General features: G+C 62.4%; 10 protein-coding genes. 2 read left to right on the forward strand and 8 right to left on the reverse strand.

Annotated features, from left to right (window positions below):
• Positions 1 to 2 precede the first annotated feature (2 nt).
• From ACKZ62_RS25445 to pbpC, 3 genes are read right to left on the reverse strand one after another with little or no spacing between them, the layout of a single operon-like run.
• Positions 3 to 752 carry a methyltransferase domain-containing protein gene (locus ACKZ62_RS25445; RefSeq protein WP_032887143.1) on the reverse strand — a complete coding sequence of 250 codons (750 nt, stop codon included), beginning with the start codon at positions 750 to 752 and terminating at the stop codon, positions 3 to 5.
• Positions 745 to 1053, reverse strand: a complete 309-nt coding sequence (locus ACKZ62_RS25450; RefSeq protein ID WP_003188211.1) for a MazG-like family protein — start codon at positions 1051 to 1053, stop codon at positions 745 to 747. Before ACKZ62_RS25450 ends, ACKZ62_RS25445 begins: the two co-directional genes overlap by 8 nt.
• Positions 1054 to 1106: 53 nt before the next feature.
• Positions 1107 to 3437: a peptidoglycan glycosyltransferase PbpC gene (gene pbpC / locus ACKZ62_RS25455; RefSeq protein ID WP_339484445.1), complete on the reverse strand. Its 2331-nt coding sequence runs from the start codon at positions 3435 to 3437 to the stop codon at positions 1107 to 1109.
• Positions 3438 to 3526: 89 nt separating this feature from the next.
• Here pbpC and ACKZ62_RS25460 point away from each other — a divergent pair, with 89 nt between their 5' ends.
• Complete coding sequence (locus tag ACKZ62_RS25460; RefSeq protein ID WP_032887145.1) at positions 3527 to 3820, forward strand: hypothetical protein; 294 nt, start codon at positions 3527 to 3529, stop codon at positions 3818 to 3820.
• Between the two features lie 120 nt (positions 3821 to 3940).
• Here ACKZ62_RS25460 and ACKZ62_RS25465 read toward each other — a convergent pair whose 3' ends face one another.
• Positions 3941 to 8836 carry an alpha-2-macroglobulin gene (locus ACKZ62_RS25465; protein WP_447095998.1) on the reverse strand — a complete coding sequence of 1632 codons (4896 nt, stop codon included), beginning with the start codon at positions 8834 to 8836 and terminating at the stop codon, positions 3941 to 3943.
• Between the two features lie 297 nt (positions 8837 to 9133).
• On the opposite strand from ACKZ62_RS25465, the gene ACKZ62_RS25470 reads away from it, so the two are divergent.
• Positions 9134 to 10471: an MATE family efflux transporter gene (locus tag ACKZ62_RS25470; RefSeq protein ID WP_032887147.1), complete on the forward strand. Its 1338-nt coding sequence runs from the start codon at positions 9134 to 9136 to the stop codon at positions 10469 to 10471.
• Here ACKZ62_RS25470 and ACKZ62_RS25475 read toward each other — a convergent pair.
• The 4 genes from ACKZ62_RS25475 to ACKZ62_RS25490 all read right to left on the reverse strand — a co-directional run bounded on the left by ACKZ62_RS25475 (position 10416) and on the right by ACKZ62_RS25490 (position 14544).
• Positions 10416 to 11309 (reverse strand): alpha/beta hydrolase, encoded by an 894-nt coding sequence (locus tag ACKZ62_RS25475; RefSeq protein WP_447095999.1) that lies wholly within the window; start codon positions 11307 to 11309, stop codon positions 10416 to 10418. The genes ACKZ62_RS25470 and ACKZ62_RS25475 overlap by 56 nt on opposite strands.
• Before the next feature lie 91 nt (positions 11310 to 11400).
• Positions 11401 to 13314 carry an arginine decarboxylase gene (gene speA, locus ACKZ62_RS25480; RefSeq protein WP_032887150.1) on the reverse strand — a complete coding sequence of 638 codons (1914 nt, stop codon included), beginning with the start codon at positions 13312 to 13314 and terminating at the stop codon, positions 11401 to 11403.
• Positions 13315 to 13456: 142 nt separating this feature from the next.
• Positions 13457 to 13828, reverse strand: coding sequence for a translation initiation factor Sui1 (locus ACKZ62_RS25485; RefSeq protein ID WP_005784408.1), 372 nt, complete (start codon positions 13826 to 13828; stop codon positions 13457 to 13459).
• A 179-nt stretch (positions 13829 to 14007) separates the two neighbouring features.
• Positions 14008 to 14544, reverse strand: a complete 537-nt coding sequence (locus ACKZ62_RS25490; protein ID WP_032887152.1) for an NUDIX hydrolase — start codon at positions 14542 to 14544, stop codon at positions 14008 to 14010.
• Position 14545 lies beyond the last annotated feature (1 nt).

Raw genomic sequence — 14545 nt, forward strand, 5'->3', positions numbered from 1 at the left:
GCTTAAACCGGACGGCAGATCCAGTGCAAATAACGCCCAAGTCCGGCAAAGCTTGGGTGACGACGGTGAGCGAGTTCCATCTCTACAAGGTCCTGTAAATCCGCGCGGGCCTGGAATTCCACCGGCATATAGTCGTGAAAAACCCGCACGCCACTTTGGCTTTCGACCTGCCAAAGCCCGTCGAGTTGCGCCGCTAATTCGCGGGGGTCGAGGGGCTGTTGCGGGGTCAGGCTCTGCTTTTCGCCGGCCATGTCGTTCTTGCGCATTTTGCGGAAGTGGCCTTTGAGCAGGTTGCGATAAATCAGCGCATCACGGTTGTAAAACGCCAGGGACAGCCAGCCACCGGGCACGGTCAGCTGGTGCAGCACCGGCAGGATCGCATGGGGTTCGGCCAGCCATTCCAGCACCGCGTGACACAGCACCAGATCGTAAGGTTCGGTGAGCTGGCCAAGCAGGTCTTGCCAGGGCGCCTGGATAAAGGTCGCCGTTTGCCCGGCCTCGGCGAAGCGCTGGCGCGCCCCCTCAAGCATCGGCTCGGCGGGTTCGGCCAGGGTCACCAGGTGGCCGCGCTCGGCCAACCACAGCGACATATGCCCCAGGCCTGCGCCGATATCCAGAACGCGCAACGGGCGTTCCGGCAGGGCTTCGGCCAGGTCGGCCTGAAGCACCGCCAGGCGGATTGCGCCTTTGGCACCGCCGTAGATTTTCTCGGCAAAGCGTGTAGCCAACTGGTCGAAATGACGATCACTCATGGGCAAACCGCCGTTCGCTGTCAGCCAGTTTGGCGCGCACCACCTCATTCATGTCCAGGCCCAGCTCACTGCACAACAGCAGCAGGTACAGCACGATATCGCCGACTTCCTGGCCGGCGTGGGCGAGTTTGTCAGCGGGTAACTGGCGAGATTGGTCTTCGGTCAGCCATTGGAAGATTTCCACCAGCTCGGCCATTTCCACGCTGGCAGCCATGGCCAGGTTTTTAGGGCTGTGGAACTGCTTCCAGTCGTTGGTATCGCGGATGCGGTGCAGACGTTCGGTGAGGTGTTCGAGGTTCATGGGAGGGGCTCCTGAAGGTGTGTAGCTTCCGGCGGAAATTCAGAGAAGGCAAGTTAATCCACCACGCTGAACTCAATCCTGGCCGTCTGCCCCGCCTCATCGAGCACGCTTAATTGATAGCGGCCCAGTCGCTCGAAACTGGCATTGATAAAGTCCTGATTGGCGCTGTCGCCCAACGGCGCGCCATTAAGGAACCACCACCGTCGACCACTGCCGCCCAGGGCGGAGATTTTAAGACGCAGGGCTTGTTGGCTGGCCGCGGGCAGGCGCAGTTGGTCGCCTTCACGCACGCCGACGATGGACAACGGTGAAGACGTGGCCAGCGCCGGCGGCGGGCAATCCGCGTCGGCGGCTGGGATGCGTGCTTCACGGCGTTCGGCCCTTGGCAGCCAAGGTTCCAGCGGTGCTGGCCAAAGGGCGATAGGCTTGGCGACTGCGCCGGGGCAATGAGCATCGACCCGCAAGCCCTTGGCATTGACCCAGACGCTTTCCATCAACCCCACACTCAGCGGTTGATCCAACGCCTGCAAGGTCGGCGGCGTGGTGTTGTCCAGGGTCCAGGCGAAGCGTTGGCGGCGGCAATTGGGATCGCTGCGGCTCATGGGCTGGCCCAGCGGCCAACAGATCGCCGCCACGCCGACGTTGGCCGGCACCGGTTTGACTGGCGCGCTGATGCCGCGCTGGCTGTCGCGGTTGGTCAACACGTCGTGCACCTGCAACATCAGTGGCGCCGCTGACGCCAAGCCGAACTGGCCCGGCACGGGCGTGCCGTCCGGTCGGCCGATCCACACGCCAATCAGGTAACGCGGCCCCACGCCAATCGCCCAGGCATCGCGAAAGCCGTAGCTGGTGCCGGTTTTCCAGGCGAGCACCGGGCGCTGCACCAACTCGGCACGCGGGTCGCGATCCGGCCGCGCTTGCCCACTGAGGATGCGCCGCACAATCCAAGCAGAGCCCGGCGACAGCATTGGCCGCTCTCTCAGCGCGTCGTCCGGCTGCAGTCGGATAGAGGCGCTCTTGCCGTCCCGGGCGAAGGCGCTGTAACCGCCCACCAGATCTTCCAGACGGCTGCCCGCGCCGCCCAGGATCAGCGCCAGGTTCGGCTCGGCCAGCGCGGGCAATGCCAAGGGCACACCGCCGATGCGCATCTCGGCGGCAAACCGCTTGGGCCCGTAGGCTTCCAGCAACTGCACCGCTGGTAGGTTAAGGGAGCTGGACAACGCAGTACTCGCCGGCACCGCGCCGGTAAACCCCATGGAGAAGTTGCCCGGTCGATAATCGCCATACCGTCGGGGCACGTCCTGCAACAGCGATTCGGAGTGAATCAACCCATCATCCAGGGCCATGCCATACAGAAAGGGTTTCAAGGTCGAGCCCGGCGAGCGCAGCGCGCTGATCATGTCCACATGGCCAAAGCGCTTGGCGTCGTTGATATCCACCGAGCCCAGGTACGCCCGCACCGCCATGGTTTCCTCTTCCACCACCAGGATCGCCGCCGAAGTGTGCTCCGGCAGCCGCGCGCGCCAGCCCAGCAACAGATCTTCGAGGCGGCGTTGCAGGGTGGCGTCAACGGTCGTGCGGATCAGCGGCGGGCTGTCGGGGCGGTTCAGGCGGCGAGCGAGCAAGGGCGCCAGGCTCGGTTCCAGACGCGGGGCAAGTAGCAGCGGTTCTTCAAGGGCTTCGTCGACCGCCGATTGCGGCCATACCTGGAACTCGGCGAGGCGGCGCAAGACCTTGTCCCGAGCCTCCTGGGCGCGCTGCGGATGCCGATCTGGACGCAGGCGGCTCGGCGCCTGTGGCAGTACCGCGAGCAAGGCCGCTTCGGCATGGGTCAATTGCGCAGGGGATTTGCCCAGGTACGCCCAACTGGCCGCCGCCACGCCCTGCAACGTGCCGCCAAACGGCGCGCGGTTCAGGTAGAGGTTGAGGATCTCTTCCTTGGACAGGTGCCACTCCAACTGCGCCGTGCGCCACAGCTGACGCAACTTGCCATGGAACGTGCGCGAATGCGGGTCGAGCAAACGGGCGACCTGCATCGACAAGGTGCTGCCGCCCGACACTACCCGCGCGCCGGTCAGGTTCTGCCACGTCGCGCGCACCAACGCCAACGGGTTTACGCCAGGGTGTTGGTAGAACCAGCGGTCTTCGTAGGTGAGCAAGGCATCCAGGTAATACGGCGAGACTTCACCGGTTTGCACGGGGTAGCGCCACACCCCATTGGCATCGGCAAACCGCCACAAGGGTGTCCCATCCTCGGCCAGCACCACCCGCGCCAAGTCGTCCTTGGGCAGGGGCAGCGGCCAGATGCGGTCGGCCAGCCACAGCAGGGCAATCACCAACAGAAGGGTCGCCAGGGTCCAGCGGGCAACTAAACGCAAATTCAAACGGGCAAACCTCTATGCTGGTAGGGAACTAGCCTGTTGCATTAACAACCAAAGGCACAGACACGCCCACCTCTTATCAGGACATGCACATGCAGGTAGAAAGCTTTTTCGAATGGTTGGGCCAGGCGCTCGGTTCCATCATCCGTTTTATCGTCGACGGCCTAAGCGGATTATTCGGGGCCCTGACTCATGCCGGGGGCAACTTTGTCGAAGGCCTGTCCCGAACCTTGGGCATGGATACGTCGATTATCAGCATCATCACGCTGATCGTCGGCCTGATGCTGCTGTACTCGGCAGTACGCGCGTTTATGCGGGCGTCGATCATCATGGGGATTATCTGGCTGCTGCTGGGCCTTTGGCTGCTTAGTTGGGTCGTGCACTAAGCCAGGACGGTCAGCAATCGCCTGTGGGAGGGGGCTTGCTCCCGATAGCAGTGTTTCAGTCAATGCATCTGGCAACTGACCCACCGCTCTCGGGAGCAAGCCCCCTCCCACATTGTTTCTTCAACGACCCTTAATGACCAAGTCCACCGGGGTCTCTCCCACCGCCTGCCAGTTCGGTCGATACATGGACTCCACTTGCGGAGGCGGCACGCGATAGGTGCCCGGAGTCACCGCACGCGCCAGGTACAGCAGGTGCGTGGTGCCATCGCCGTCCAGGTTGATCGCCGCCACGTAGCGATCATCGCGGAACTCCTGATGCTTAAGCGCCGCATTCTGCATCGACTCGCGCCATTCCTTCACTTGGCTGCTGGCGTTTTCCAAGCTGGCGGCACTCTGGGCCAGGTTCTGGTTTTCCAGCTCCAGGCCCGCGGGCAGCAGGTCGACCACCAAGGCATCCGGTACACGCTGCTTGGCGCTGACCGCCAAGTGCACCAGCACCAGGTCGCCGCTATTGAGGTTGCGCAGGTTCAGCGGCTGGCCGTTCATGCCCAGGTATTCGCGGCGGATGCTCAGGTTGTCGCCACCCGGTGCCGGGGGCACTTGCGGGTAACCCGAGATCGTCAGTTGCTGGTACACCGGGGTTTCGCCCTGATTGCTCAGGCTCAGGTCGCTGGACAGCAGGTTGCCTTCCAGCGCCAACGTCGACTGCTGGTTGTTCAACTCGTGCACACCGCCGCTGCCGGTCAGGGACACTTGCCAGTTCGCCTCAGGCTTGGCAAACCCAAGCCGCCCCGCCAGAAACAGTGAATTGCGCTCCTGGGTCGACAGGTACGGGCTGGCAGCCAGTTGATCCGACAACGTGAACAGACGCTCCTCACGCTTGCCCTTGGCCAAGTCATTTTCTTCCAGCAACGCCAGGATCATCGCTTGGTCCCGCAGCGGGCTGCCGTAGTCGGCCAGCCATTCCTTGGCGCTACGTTGGGCTGCCAAGCCAGCCTGCAAGGCCTGGTCCGCGCGTGGCTGGTCGCCCATCTTCTGCAAGGCAATGGCCAACTGCACCAGCGGCAACCCGGAACGCGCATCGCTGCGCCGTTCGAAAATGCTGCGCAGCGCCCCCAGTGGCGCCTGCTGACTGCGCGCCAGCACCATGCCGGCGTAAGCCTGCACGGCGAAGCGTGTGTGTTCGGCGTTGTCGCTGTAGTCGACTTCGATCAGGTTGCGCTCCTGCACGTACCGCAGCAGGCGCTCGCTGGCCTTTTTCAAGGCTTCAGGCGGCACGGCAAAACCCTGGTCGCGGGCGCGCAGCAGGAAGTCGGTGACGTAGGCCGTCAACCAATATTCCTCTTCACCGTCAGCGCCCCACAAACCAAAACTGCCGTTGTAGCGCTGCATGCCCAGCAGGCGTTCAATGCCCAGCTCGATCTTGCGCTTGCGCTCGGCATCCGGCTCGCCCTTGATACTCAGTCGCTTGAGCAAGGCATCGTCAGCGTACAGCGACGGGTACAGGCCGCTGGCGGTTTGCTCCAGGCAACCATAGGGGTAAGCCTTGAGCGCCGAGATCTGTGCGCCGAGGTTCAGCGGCGGCCGGCTCGACAGGCTCAAGAGCGCCTCGCGCCCGGAGGTGTCGAACTGATCCAGGGTGCCGGCTGGCAAACTCCAGGGTTCGCTTTTAAGCACTGCGCGGTAATGCTTGAGCAACGCGGGATAGGCCGGACGCACGCCCAAGGTCCACTCACGGCTGAACGGCGGCAGGTTTTCACCCGGCAGATCCAGCCCGTTGACTGTCACTTTCACCTTGCCTTTGCCCAACCCGCCCCAGGCTTTCACCGGGATGCGCAGGGTGGTGCGCTGGCCTTGCTTGAGCTCAACGGTCTGCGCGGCAGTGTTGACCAATTCCAACTGCCCCTCGGCACTCAATTGCACATCGAGTTTCTGCGCCTTGCCCGACAGGTTCGACAGGTCCAGGGCCAAGGTGGTCTGGTCACCGCCGGCCAGAAAGCGCGGCGCTGACAGTTCAGCAATCAGCGGTGCGGCAATCACGGTCTTGGCTTCGGCCATGCCGTAACGGTCATCGCTCCAGGCTTGGGCCATCAGGCGCAACTCGCCGTTGAAGTCGGGGATATTGACGCTGACTTCACCCTCGCCTTTGTCGTTCAACGTCACCGGCGCGCTTTGCAGGGCGACGATGGTCACGCTGGTATCCGGGCGCTTGCCGCCCTTGGCCAGCGCGGCGTCACCACCGAACGCCAGGCTGGCCAAACGGCCCTGCCCGGCTTCGATCAACTGGCCGTAGATGTCGAATTGGTCCACGCCATAGGCCTTGCGGCCGAAGAGGCTGGAGTACGGATCGGGCGTCGGATACTCGGTGATATTGAGGATGCCGACGTCCACGGCTGCCACCAGCACATGCACCTGTTTCGGCACGCTGCCGTCGGCATTTTTGGCGGCGATCTTCACCGTCAGCGGTTGTTTGGGGCGCATTTTTTCCGGCGCGCTGAGGGTCACGCCAAGCTTGCGCTGGGTGCGATCGAGCGGCAGATGCAGCAGGCCCACTGCGCGTTTGGGGGTGATGTTGGCTTTGCGCTCGCCGGGGCGAATCACCAGGGCGCTCACGTACAGGTCGTGGCGCGACCATTTCGGGTCAAGCTTCACGGCGAAGCTTTTGCCCTCGGCCGGTACGTCGATTTCCTGCCACCACAGCGGTCCTTCGGCGGACTCCACCAGCAAGTGGCCTTTACCGGCAGCGGGCGGCGTCACGGTGACGTTGGCGGTGTCGCCGTCGCCATAGGCCGGTTTATCCAGCGCCAGCTTGACCTGATCGGGCCGTACGGCGCCGCCTTCGGTGTTGTCCTGGGCCTGATAACCGGCCCAGAAACGCAGGCTGCTGATCAGCCCGGTCTGCGGGTCTTCGACTTCGACGCGGTACGGCCCCCACTCCACTTGGAAGCTGACCTTGGCGGTGTCGCCGGCCTTGATATTCAGGGTCTGTTCGTCGAGGTTGAGGAATTTCTCGTTGTAGTGGTAACTCCAGCCGTCATTGTCGGAGTAGTTCCAGTAATAGTCGCGGCGCTCGCGCACCAGGCGCACCTTGAGGTTTTGCGCAGCGAGTTTCTGCCCGTCCTGATTGGCCAGCAGCACTTCGAATTCCGCCGGGCCATCACCATTGGTTTCGGTGCCGTCAAACAGCCCGCGCAGGCCCGGCAGTTGCTCGGCCGGCCAGATCGGTTGCACCAGGCGACGGGTGATCGGCCGACCGCCCGACTCTTGCAGGCTGGCCTGCACGATCAGTTGCAAGGGGGATTTAGCTTCGGCCCATTTGCTTTCGAGGGTCAGTTTTTCCTGGCCCTGGGCGTCGAGGACGCTTTCGTCCAGTTCGAAATCCTGGCTCAGTTCTTCTTCGGTGACCGAGCCGAACTGATAACCAGGGAGCGACTTGACCGCTTCGCGCAGCGGCCGCACATACACTTGCCCGCTGACCCGATTACCCGACGCAGGCGCGCCGTACAGGTAACGACAGTTAACCTGGATGACCGGGTTATCCGCCGGGCTCAGCGCCGTGTCGCTGCCCTTGAGTTCCAACGCCAGGCGCTCGGGCAGGAAGTCTTCGACGAGGAATTCATACAGCTGCGGTTTACCGTCACCCAGGTCGAACACCAACTGCCAGCGCCCGGTCGGTGCTTCGCCGGCCAGTTGCAGTTGATATTGATACAGGCCGGATGCGTCAGCATCCCACACGAATTTGCGGCTGACCTGTTCATCCGGGCGACGTACCTCGACGCTCACCGGTTGCGGCTTGACGGCGTTGCCGTCCTTGTCGCGCAGCAGGGCGTTGAGCAGCACGGTTTCGCCGGGGCGATACAGGTCGCGTGGGCCGAACACAAAAAACTGCAACGGGTGCGAGGGTTGGCCGCCGATGTCGAACTCGGCAAGGTCCAGCGCAGCGCTGTCGAGGCGCAACAGGCTGGTCTGTTCGCCCTGCTTGGCGAGCAAGACCTGGGCCTTTTTCGGCAACGGCAACTCAGCGTGGCCGCCCTTCTCGGTCTTGCCCTGGCCCAACACACGGCCATCGGCATCGAGCACTTCCAGGTCCACACCATCAAGCGCCTTGCCGCCTTCCAGCGCCTGGGTAAACACATCCAGGCGATTGGCATAGCGGTGCACCGACAGCCCGATATCACTCAGGGTAAACAGCGTCGCCGGTTGCGAATAGTTGTAGGTGCCCGACGCGCGCATTACCGCCAGGTACACGCCCGGTTGTTGCAATTGCTTGAGGCCGGCGATCGGCAGCAACAGGGTTTCGCGGGTGTTGCGCGCCGGATTGAGGTCGAAACGGCCGCCGTAGACCAGATCCGCCAGCGGCAGCAGTTCGCGGGATTCATAACTTTGCAGGCTGGTGTTGCGCCCCCACTGCGCCAGGAATGACGGTAGGGATTCAGGCTTGATGCGGAAGAATTCAACGTCGATTTTGTCGACGTTCAGCGCGATCACCGGCAGGCCCTCAGCGAGGCGCGTCGGCAGCAAGGTGCCACGGCTGGCAAAGCCGACAGTGGCTTGCAGGTCACGGGTTTCCAGGCGGGCGATGTACTCGGCGGCGAGCGTGTTGTCGTTGACCGCCTTTACACCGGCGTCGACCGTCAGCACCAGTTTGCGTTGCGGCTCAAGGTGGCGCAGGCGCAGCTCCATCAGGTTATCCGAGAGCTCCCAGGCGCCATCGACCTTGCCCGACTTGCTGTCTACGAGATGGAGCTTGTCGGCGAATTTCTGATCGGGGTCCAAGGGAATGGAAAAACTCACCGACAAGGTGCTGGCCCCGTCCAATTGAACCTCGGACACGTCCACCACGTTCAACTCACGCCCGGCGTAGCGCTGCTTGAGCGCTGGCACATCCACCGCCGCCTTGGCCGGTTTCGGCGCTGCCGCCTCTGAAGGCGCGGGCGGCGTAGCCGGTTTATCGGAGGAATCGCAGGCGCTCAGCAGGGCCAGCGCGCAGGCCAGGAACAATCCTTTGTTAAGCATGGGGCACTCGTAGTCAGAGGGAACCGAGGGGTGAACTATATATCAGTGCCGGCGAAGCCGATGTGGCGCTGGTCACATTGACCGACGGAGGGTGGTTTGGTTCTCGATCGGCTCAAGCCAAGCCAGTTCCCACACCCACTGGAGATCAAACTGTGGGAGGGGGCTTGCTCCCGACAGCAGTGGGTCAGCTACAGATAGGCTGGCTGATCTATTGCTATCGGGGGCAAGCCCCCTCCCACATTGGTTCTGCTGCGTAGCTACTGGACGGTTACAATGCCGCTCCCCCAAGGAGCCTGCATGTCCACCTTACTCACCGACTGGCGCCACCGCCCTACCCATCGACGCGTCTGGGCCCTTGCCGCGCCAATGATTCTGTCGAACATCTCGGTGCCGCTGGTAGCCCTGGTCGACAGCATGGTCATCGGCCACCTGCCCCATGCCCATCAACTGGGCGCCGTGGCCGTCGGGGCCAGCCTGTATACCTTTCTCGCGTGGGCCATGGGTTTTCTGCGCATGGGCTCCACCGGTTTTGCCGCGCAGGCTGCAGGGCGTAATGACGGGGCGGCACTTCGGCAAATCCTGCTGCAAGGTCTGTTGCTGGCACTGGGGCTGGCGATGCTGCTGGGCACCGTGGGCATCCCCCTGAGCCACCTCGCCCTGGAATGGATGCAGCCCTCCCCCGAGCTGAATCAGCTCACCCGCGACTTCTTCCACACGCGCCTGTTCGGCCTGCCCGCAGCCCTGGCCACTTATGCGCTGGTCGGCTGGTTCCTCGGCACACAGAACGCCCGTGCGCCGCTGGCAATTCTGCTGACCACTAATCTGGTGAATATCGCTCTCAACCTGTGGTTCGTACTCGGTTTGGATTGGGGGGTCGTCGGGTCGGCGAGAGCGTCGGTCATCGCCGAATGGACCGGCGCCCTGCTCGGCCTGGCGCTCACACAAAAGGCCCTGCGCGCCTATCCAGGCCATATCGCTTGGGCCGCGCTGAAAGTGTGGCAAAGCTGGCGCCCGTTGCTGGCGGTCAACCGCGACATCTTTATCCGCAGCCTGGCGCTGCAATCGGTGTTTTTCATGATCACGGTGCAAGGCGCGCGGCTGGGGGATGCCACCGTTGCTGCCAATGCCTTGCTGCTTAACGGCCTGCTGCTGACGGCGCATGCGCTGGACGGTCTGGCCCACGCGGTCGAAGCCCTCTGCGGCCACGCCATCGGCGCCCGCGACCGCCAGTCGCTGCACCGCTCATTGGTGGTCGCCGGTGGCTGGTCGCTGATCGCCAGCGTCGGGTTTGCGCTGCTGTTCAGCTTTGCCGGGCACCTGTTTATCGCCATGCAGACCGATATCCCCAGCGTGCGCGACACCGCTGACACCTACCTGCCTTACCTGGCGCTGCTGCCACTGATTGCGGTGTGGAGTTACCTGCTGGACGGCCTGTTTATCGGCGCCACCCGCGCGCGAGAAATGCGCAATGGGATGCTACTGACGGTATTGCTGACACTGCCGTTTGCCTGGGCGTTGCAGGGCCTGGGCAATCATGGGTTGTGGATAACCTTTCTGCTGTTCATGGCCCTGCGCAGCCTCACTTTGTGGGCGATAGCCTGGCGCTTGAACCAGCGGGATCAGTGGCTTGGATAAACGCTGTCACTTGGTTCAACACTGGCGCCAGCCAGCGCAACGGCTTGGCGAAAGACGCCACTAACGTCGCGTGGTTGGTCCTGGTGAAGTAGAACGCCTCGACCGGCACACCCGCCTCGCGCAATTTTCTCGCCAGCCCTGCGGTATTGCGCGTCGGGTTGACCAAGTTGTCGTCGGTCGAGGCCATCAGCAGCGTCGGCGGCGCGTCACGGCTGACGTGGTTGATTGGCTGCGACTCCGGCGGTGAGTCGGGGAAGAAGAACACCGGGCGCACGTCCTGGTTTTCAATCGGCAGGAAGTCATAAGGCCCGGCCAGGCCGATCCATCCCTTGAAGATCGACGGCGCCAAGCCCACTTCTTTTAGCCAACGCCCATCCAGCGCCAGCATCGAGGCGTTGTAGGCGCCGGAACTGTGGCCCATCACATAAAGCTGCTGGGGATCGGCGCCATATTCAGCGGCGTGGTTATATGTCCAGGCCACCGCTTTGGCGCCGTCCTGAAGAAAGGCGGGGTAACGCACTTGCGGGTACAGCCGGTAATCGGCGATCACCACCACGATGCCCCTTGAAGCCAGGGCTTCGCCGACGAAGCTGTAGTCGTCCTTGGATCCGCTGTTCCAGCTGCCGCCGTAAAAGAACACCACTACGGGAGCGTTGGGCACGGCAGGAACGGCTCGGTATATATCGAGTTTCTGGCGGGGATCATCGCCGTAGGCAATGGCTGAAGTCTTGGTAAAGGTACTGTTGGGGGTGAGTGCGTTGAGCACTTTTATTGGGGAGCAGGCTGCCAGGAAGGCGGCGAAGGCCAGGGTAAACGCTTGCAGGTATTTGCTCGACATCATTGACCCCCACGAAGAAGGTACTGCCAAACGAGGCCCAGCTATGGGAGGGGGCAAGCCCCTTCCCACACTGGATCTGTGTCGCCTGTGCTTACGAGGAAAGGTACGAAGAGCGCGTCAGGCCCAAACGCAACGCGTCCAGGAACTGAGTACGCTCCGACGCACTGATCTTCGCGCTCGCACACTTGTCACGGTAGTGAGTCATCAACTCCTCCGGCGACAAGTGCACATAGCGCAGCATGTCTTCGATGGTGTCGTGTGTCTCGATCCCGGCGCTGTACACCGAACCGTCTTCACGCTGGTAGATGTTCACCGAATCGGTGTCACCGAACAGGTTGTGCATGTCGCCCAGGATTTCCTGATAGGCGCCGACCAGGAAGATACCCAACAGGTAGTCTTCACCTTCGTTCAGGGCGTGTACCGGCAGGCTGGTCTCGATGCTCTGCTCGTCGACGTACTGCTTGATCTTGCCGTCGGAGTCGCAGGTCAGGTCTTGCAGCACGGCGCGGCGCAGCGGCTCTTCGTCGAGACGGTGCAGCGGCAGGATCGGCAGTACCTGGCCGATGGCCCAGGTGTCCGGCAGGCTCTGGAATACCGAGAAGTTGCAGATGTACTTGTCGGCCAGCTTGTCGTTGAGTTCGTCCAGCACTTGGCGGTGCGAACGCTGGCGGGCTTTGAGCGAGTTGTGCAGACGGCGGCACACCGCGAAGTAGCACTGTTCGGCCAGGGCTTTTTCGGCCAGGGTCAGTTTGCCGTCAGCGTACTGGGTGGCCACGTCGCTCATGTAGTGAGTGGCGCGCCAGTAGGTTTCGGTGACCATCTCGATATCGGTCGGACCCAGCAGGTCCACCAGCCATTGCACGGTTTCCGGCAGGCTTTCCTTGTTTTCGATGACCGGGATTTCGTCGTTGTGTTTCTCGACGTCAGTCACCTGCACCACCAGCATGGCGTGGTGAGCAGTCAGGGAACGACCGCTTTCGGAGAAGATATTCGGGTGCGGCAGGCTCTGCGCGTCGCAGAATTCCTTGAGCATGCCCACGACCACGCCGGCGTAGTCGTCCATGTCGTAGTTGATCGAGCTGGCGTTACGCGAGTGGGTACCGTCGTAGTCGACGCCCAGGCCGCCACCCACGTCGATGTGGTCCACCGGCAGGCCGAGGTTGCGCAGTTCGCCGTAGTAACGAATGGCTTCCTTGAACCCGTGCTGGTAATCGGCCAGGTTGGCGATCTGCGAGCCCATGTGGAAGTGCAGCAAGCGAATGCCTTGGTCCAGCCCGGCCGCGCGGAAGCGCTCAACCACGGACAACAGCTGCGCCGCCGACAAACCGAACTTGGACTTCTCGCCACCGGTGTCTGCCCATTTGCTCGACGCCAGGGACGACAACCGCACACGCAGGCCAACCTGTGGCTTGACCTTGAGGTTGGCAGCCTCTTCGATCACCAGGCCGACTTCGGATTCTTTCTCGATCACGATAAACACGTTGTGACCGAGCTTCTGGCCCATCAGCGCAAGGCGGATGAACTCACGGTCTTTGTAACCGTTGCAGACGATGGTGCCGCCCTTCGGCGCCAGGGCCAGTACGGCCAGCAGCTCAGGCTTGGAGCCGGCTTCAAGGCCGATAGACACGTCCTGAGTGGCGATGATGTTCTCGATCACCGCTTCCTGCTGGTTCACTTTGATCGGGTACAGCGCGGTGTACTTGCTCTGGTATTCCAGGCGCTCGATGTTGGCGTCGAAGGCGCCGGTCAACTGGCGTACACGGTCTTGCAGGATGTCAGGGAAGCGCACCAGCAACGGTAACGACAGGCCGCTTTTGCGCAACTGGTCGACTTGCTCGAAGAGATCGACAGGCGTGCTGTTCGGGCCGTTCGGACGGACTTCAACGCGACCGGCGTCATTGATCGCGAAATACCCGGCCCCCCAATGGCGGATCCCGTAAACACTGCGGCTGTCCGCAACTGTCCATTGGCTGCCATCGTCTTTGCGTGTGCGTCGTACGGACATCGAAGTCCCCTATAAATGAAGGCGAAGGCGCCACCTCTCAGGGAGGCTGGCGCAGTCTAAAGAATGAAAATGACGATTTGCCTGTAAGGAAGGTAGACCCCACTCGCAGGACAGAGTTTAGACACAGGTTGGGAAGAGGCTGTCAGCCGCCGGACTTCTTGGCCTTGTAACCGAGCTTGATCAGCTCGGCCAACAGCAGTTCGACGTGATCGCCCTGGATCTCGATGACGCCGTCTTTCAACGCGCCACCGGTGCCACAACGCTTTTTCAGCGTGGTAGCCAGTTCCTTGAGCGCATCTTCAGCCAGGGGCACGCCGGTGATAGTCGTCACCGTCTTGCCGCCACGGCCCTTGCTCTCGCGTCTCACGCGGGCAATACCGTCGCCTTCAGGGATCAGGGTCTGTTTGCAGGTACACGAATCCACGGGCTGACGACAGTCCGGGCAGTGTCTACCTGCATCGGTGGAAAATACCAGGCCACCAAGGGCGGCGAAGGATGCGGCTTTTTTGGCCACCGGCAATCCTCTTGGGAGGATGAAGACTGATCGGCGCGCTCAAGCACGACCGACCGCGAAGCCCCACTCAGGCAGGGGCAGCGCTACCGAACCGCCAAGGTGGCTCGGGTGAAAAGTCGCGCAGTGTAACGGCAAAAGGCCGACTTGCTAAGGGCCAAATGGCGCCAATTTATGCAACTTTAGCGACGCGAGGCCAGATAGCGGCGCAAGCCCTCTTGTGCGTCCGGGCAGTAGGGCTTTTGTTCGGCCTCCTGCAGGACAATTTCGATGGGCAAAAAGCGCGCTTCCATGACTTCTTCGGGCTGCAACCGCAGGGGGCCATCCCACACGGCGGAATAGGATCTGCACCAGAGCCGGTTGTTACCGTCCTCAAAGTAGAAATGATCATGCTCGACCAATTCCACCCCGCCCACACCCAGTTCTTCCTCCAGCTCACGCGCTGCAGAGTCGGCGTACTCTTCCCCGGCCGCCACCATGCCGCCCGCCGCCGTATCCCAAAATCCTGGGTACATGGCTTTGCTCAGAGTACGCCGGTGCACACACAGCTCGCCGGCAGAGTTGAACAGGAAGATAAACGTGCAGCGGCCAATCAGGCCGCGCTGGCGAAGGTCTGACCTGACGAGGGTGCCGAGCAGATTGTCCTGCTCGTCGACCCAGCAAATCAGTTCAGCATCGGAAGCCGCACGGTGCGCGGCCTCCTGTTGAGAAGCGTCCATC

Source organism: Pseudomonas sivasensis (assembly GCF_052938085.1).

Bases quoted from the DNA above. Each gene is read 5' to 3' on its own strand.
- ACKZ62_RS25445 (WP_032887143.1), bottom strand. From the start codon at position 752: ATGAGTGATCGTCATTTCGACCAGTTGGCTACACGCTTTGCCGAGAAA.
- ACKZ62_RS25450 (WP_003188211.1), bottom strand. From the start codon at position 1,053: ATGAACCTCGAACACCTCACCGAACGTCTGCACCGCATCCGCGATACC.
- ACKZ62_RS25460 (WP_032887145.1), top strand. From the start codon at position 3,527: ATGCAGGTAGAAAGCTTTTTCGAATGGTTGGGCCAGGCGCTCGGTTCC.
- ACKZ62_RS25465 (WP_447095998.1), bottom strand. From the start codon at position 8,836: ATGCTTAACAAAGGATTGTTCCTGGCCTGCGCGCTGGCCCTGCTGAGC.
- ACKZ62_RS25470 (WP_032887147.1), top strand. From the start codon at position 9,134: ATGTCCACCTTACTCACCGACTGGCGCCACCGCCCTACCCATCGACGC.
- ACKZ62_RS25475 (WP_447095999.1), bottom strand. From the start codon at position 11,309: ATGTCGAGCAAATACCTGCAAGCGTTTACCCTGGCCTTCGCCGCCTTC.
- speA (WP_032887150.1), bottom strand. From the start codon at position 13,314: ATGTCCGTACGACGCACACGCAAAGACGATGGCAGCCAATGGACAGTT.
- ACKZ62_RS25490 (WP_032887152.1), bottom strand. From the start codon at position 14,544: ATGGACGCTTCTCAACAGGAGGCCGCGCACCGTGCGGCTTCCGATGCT.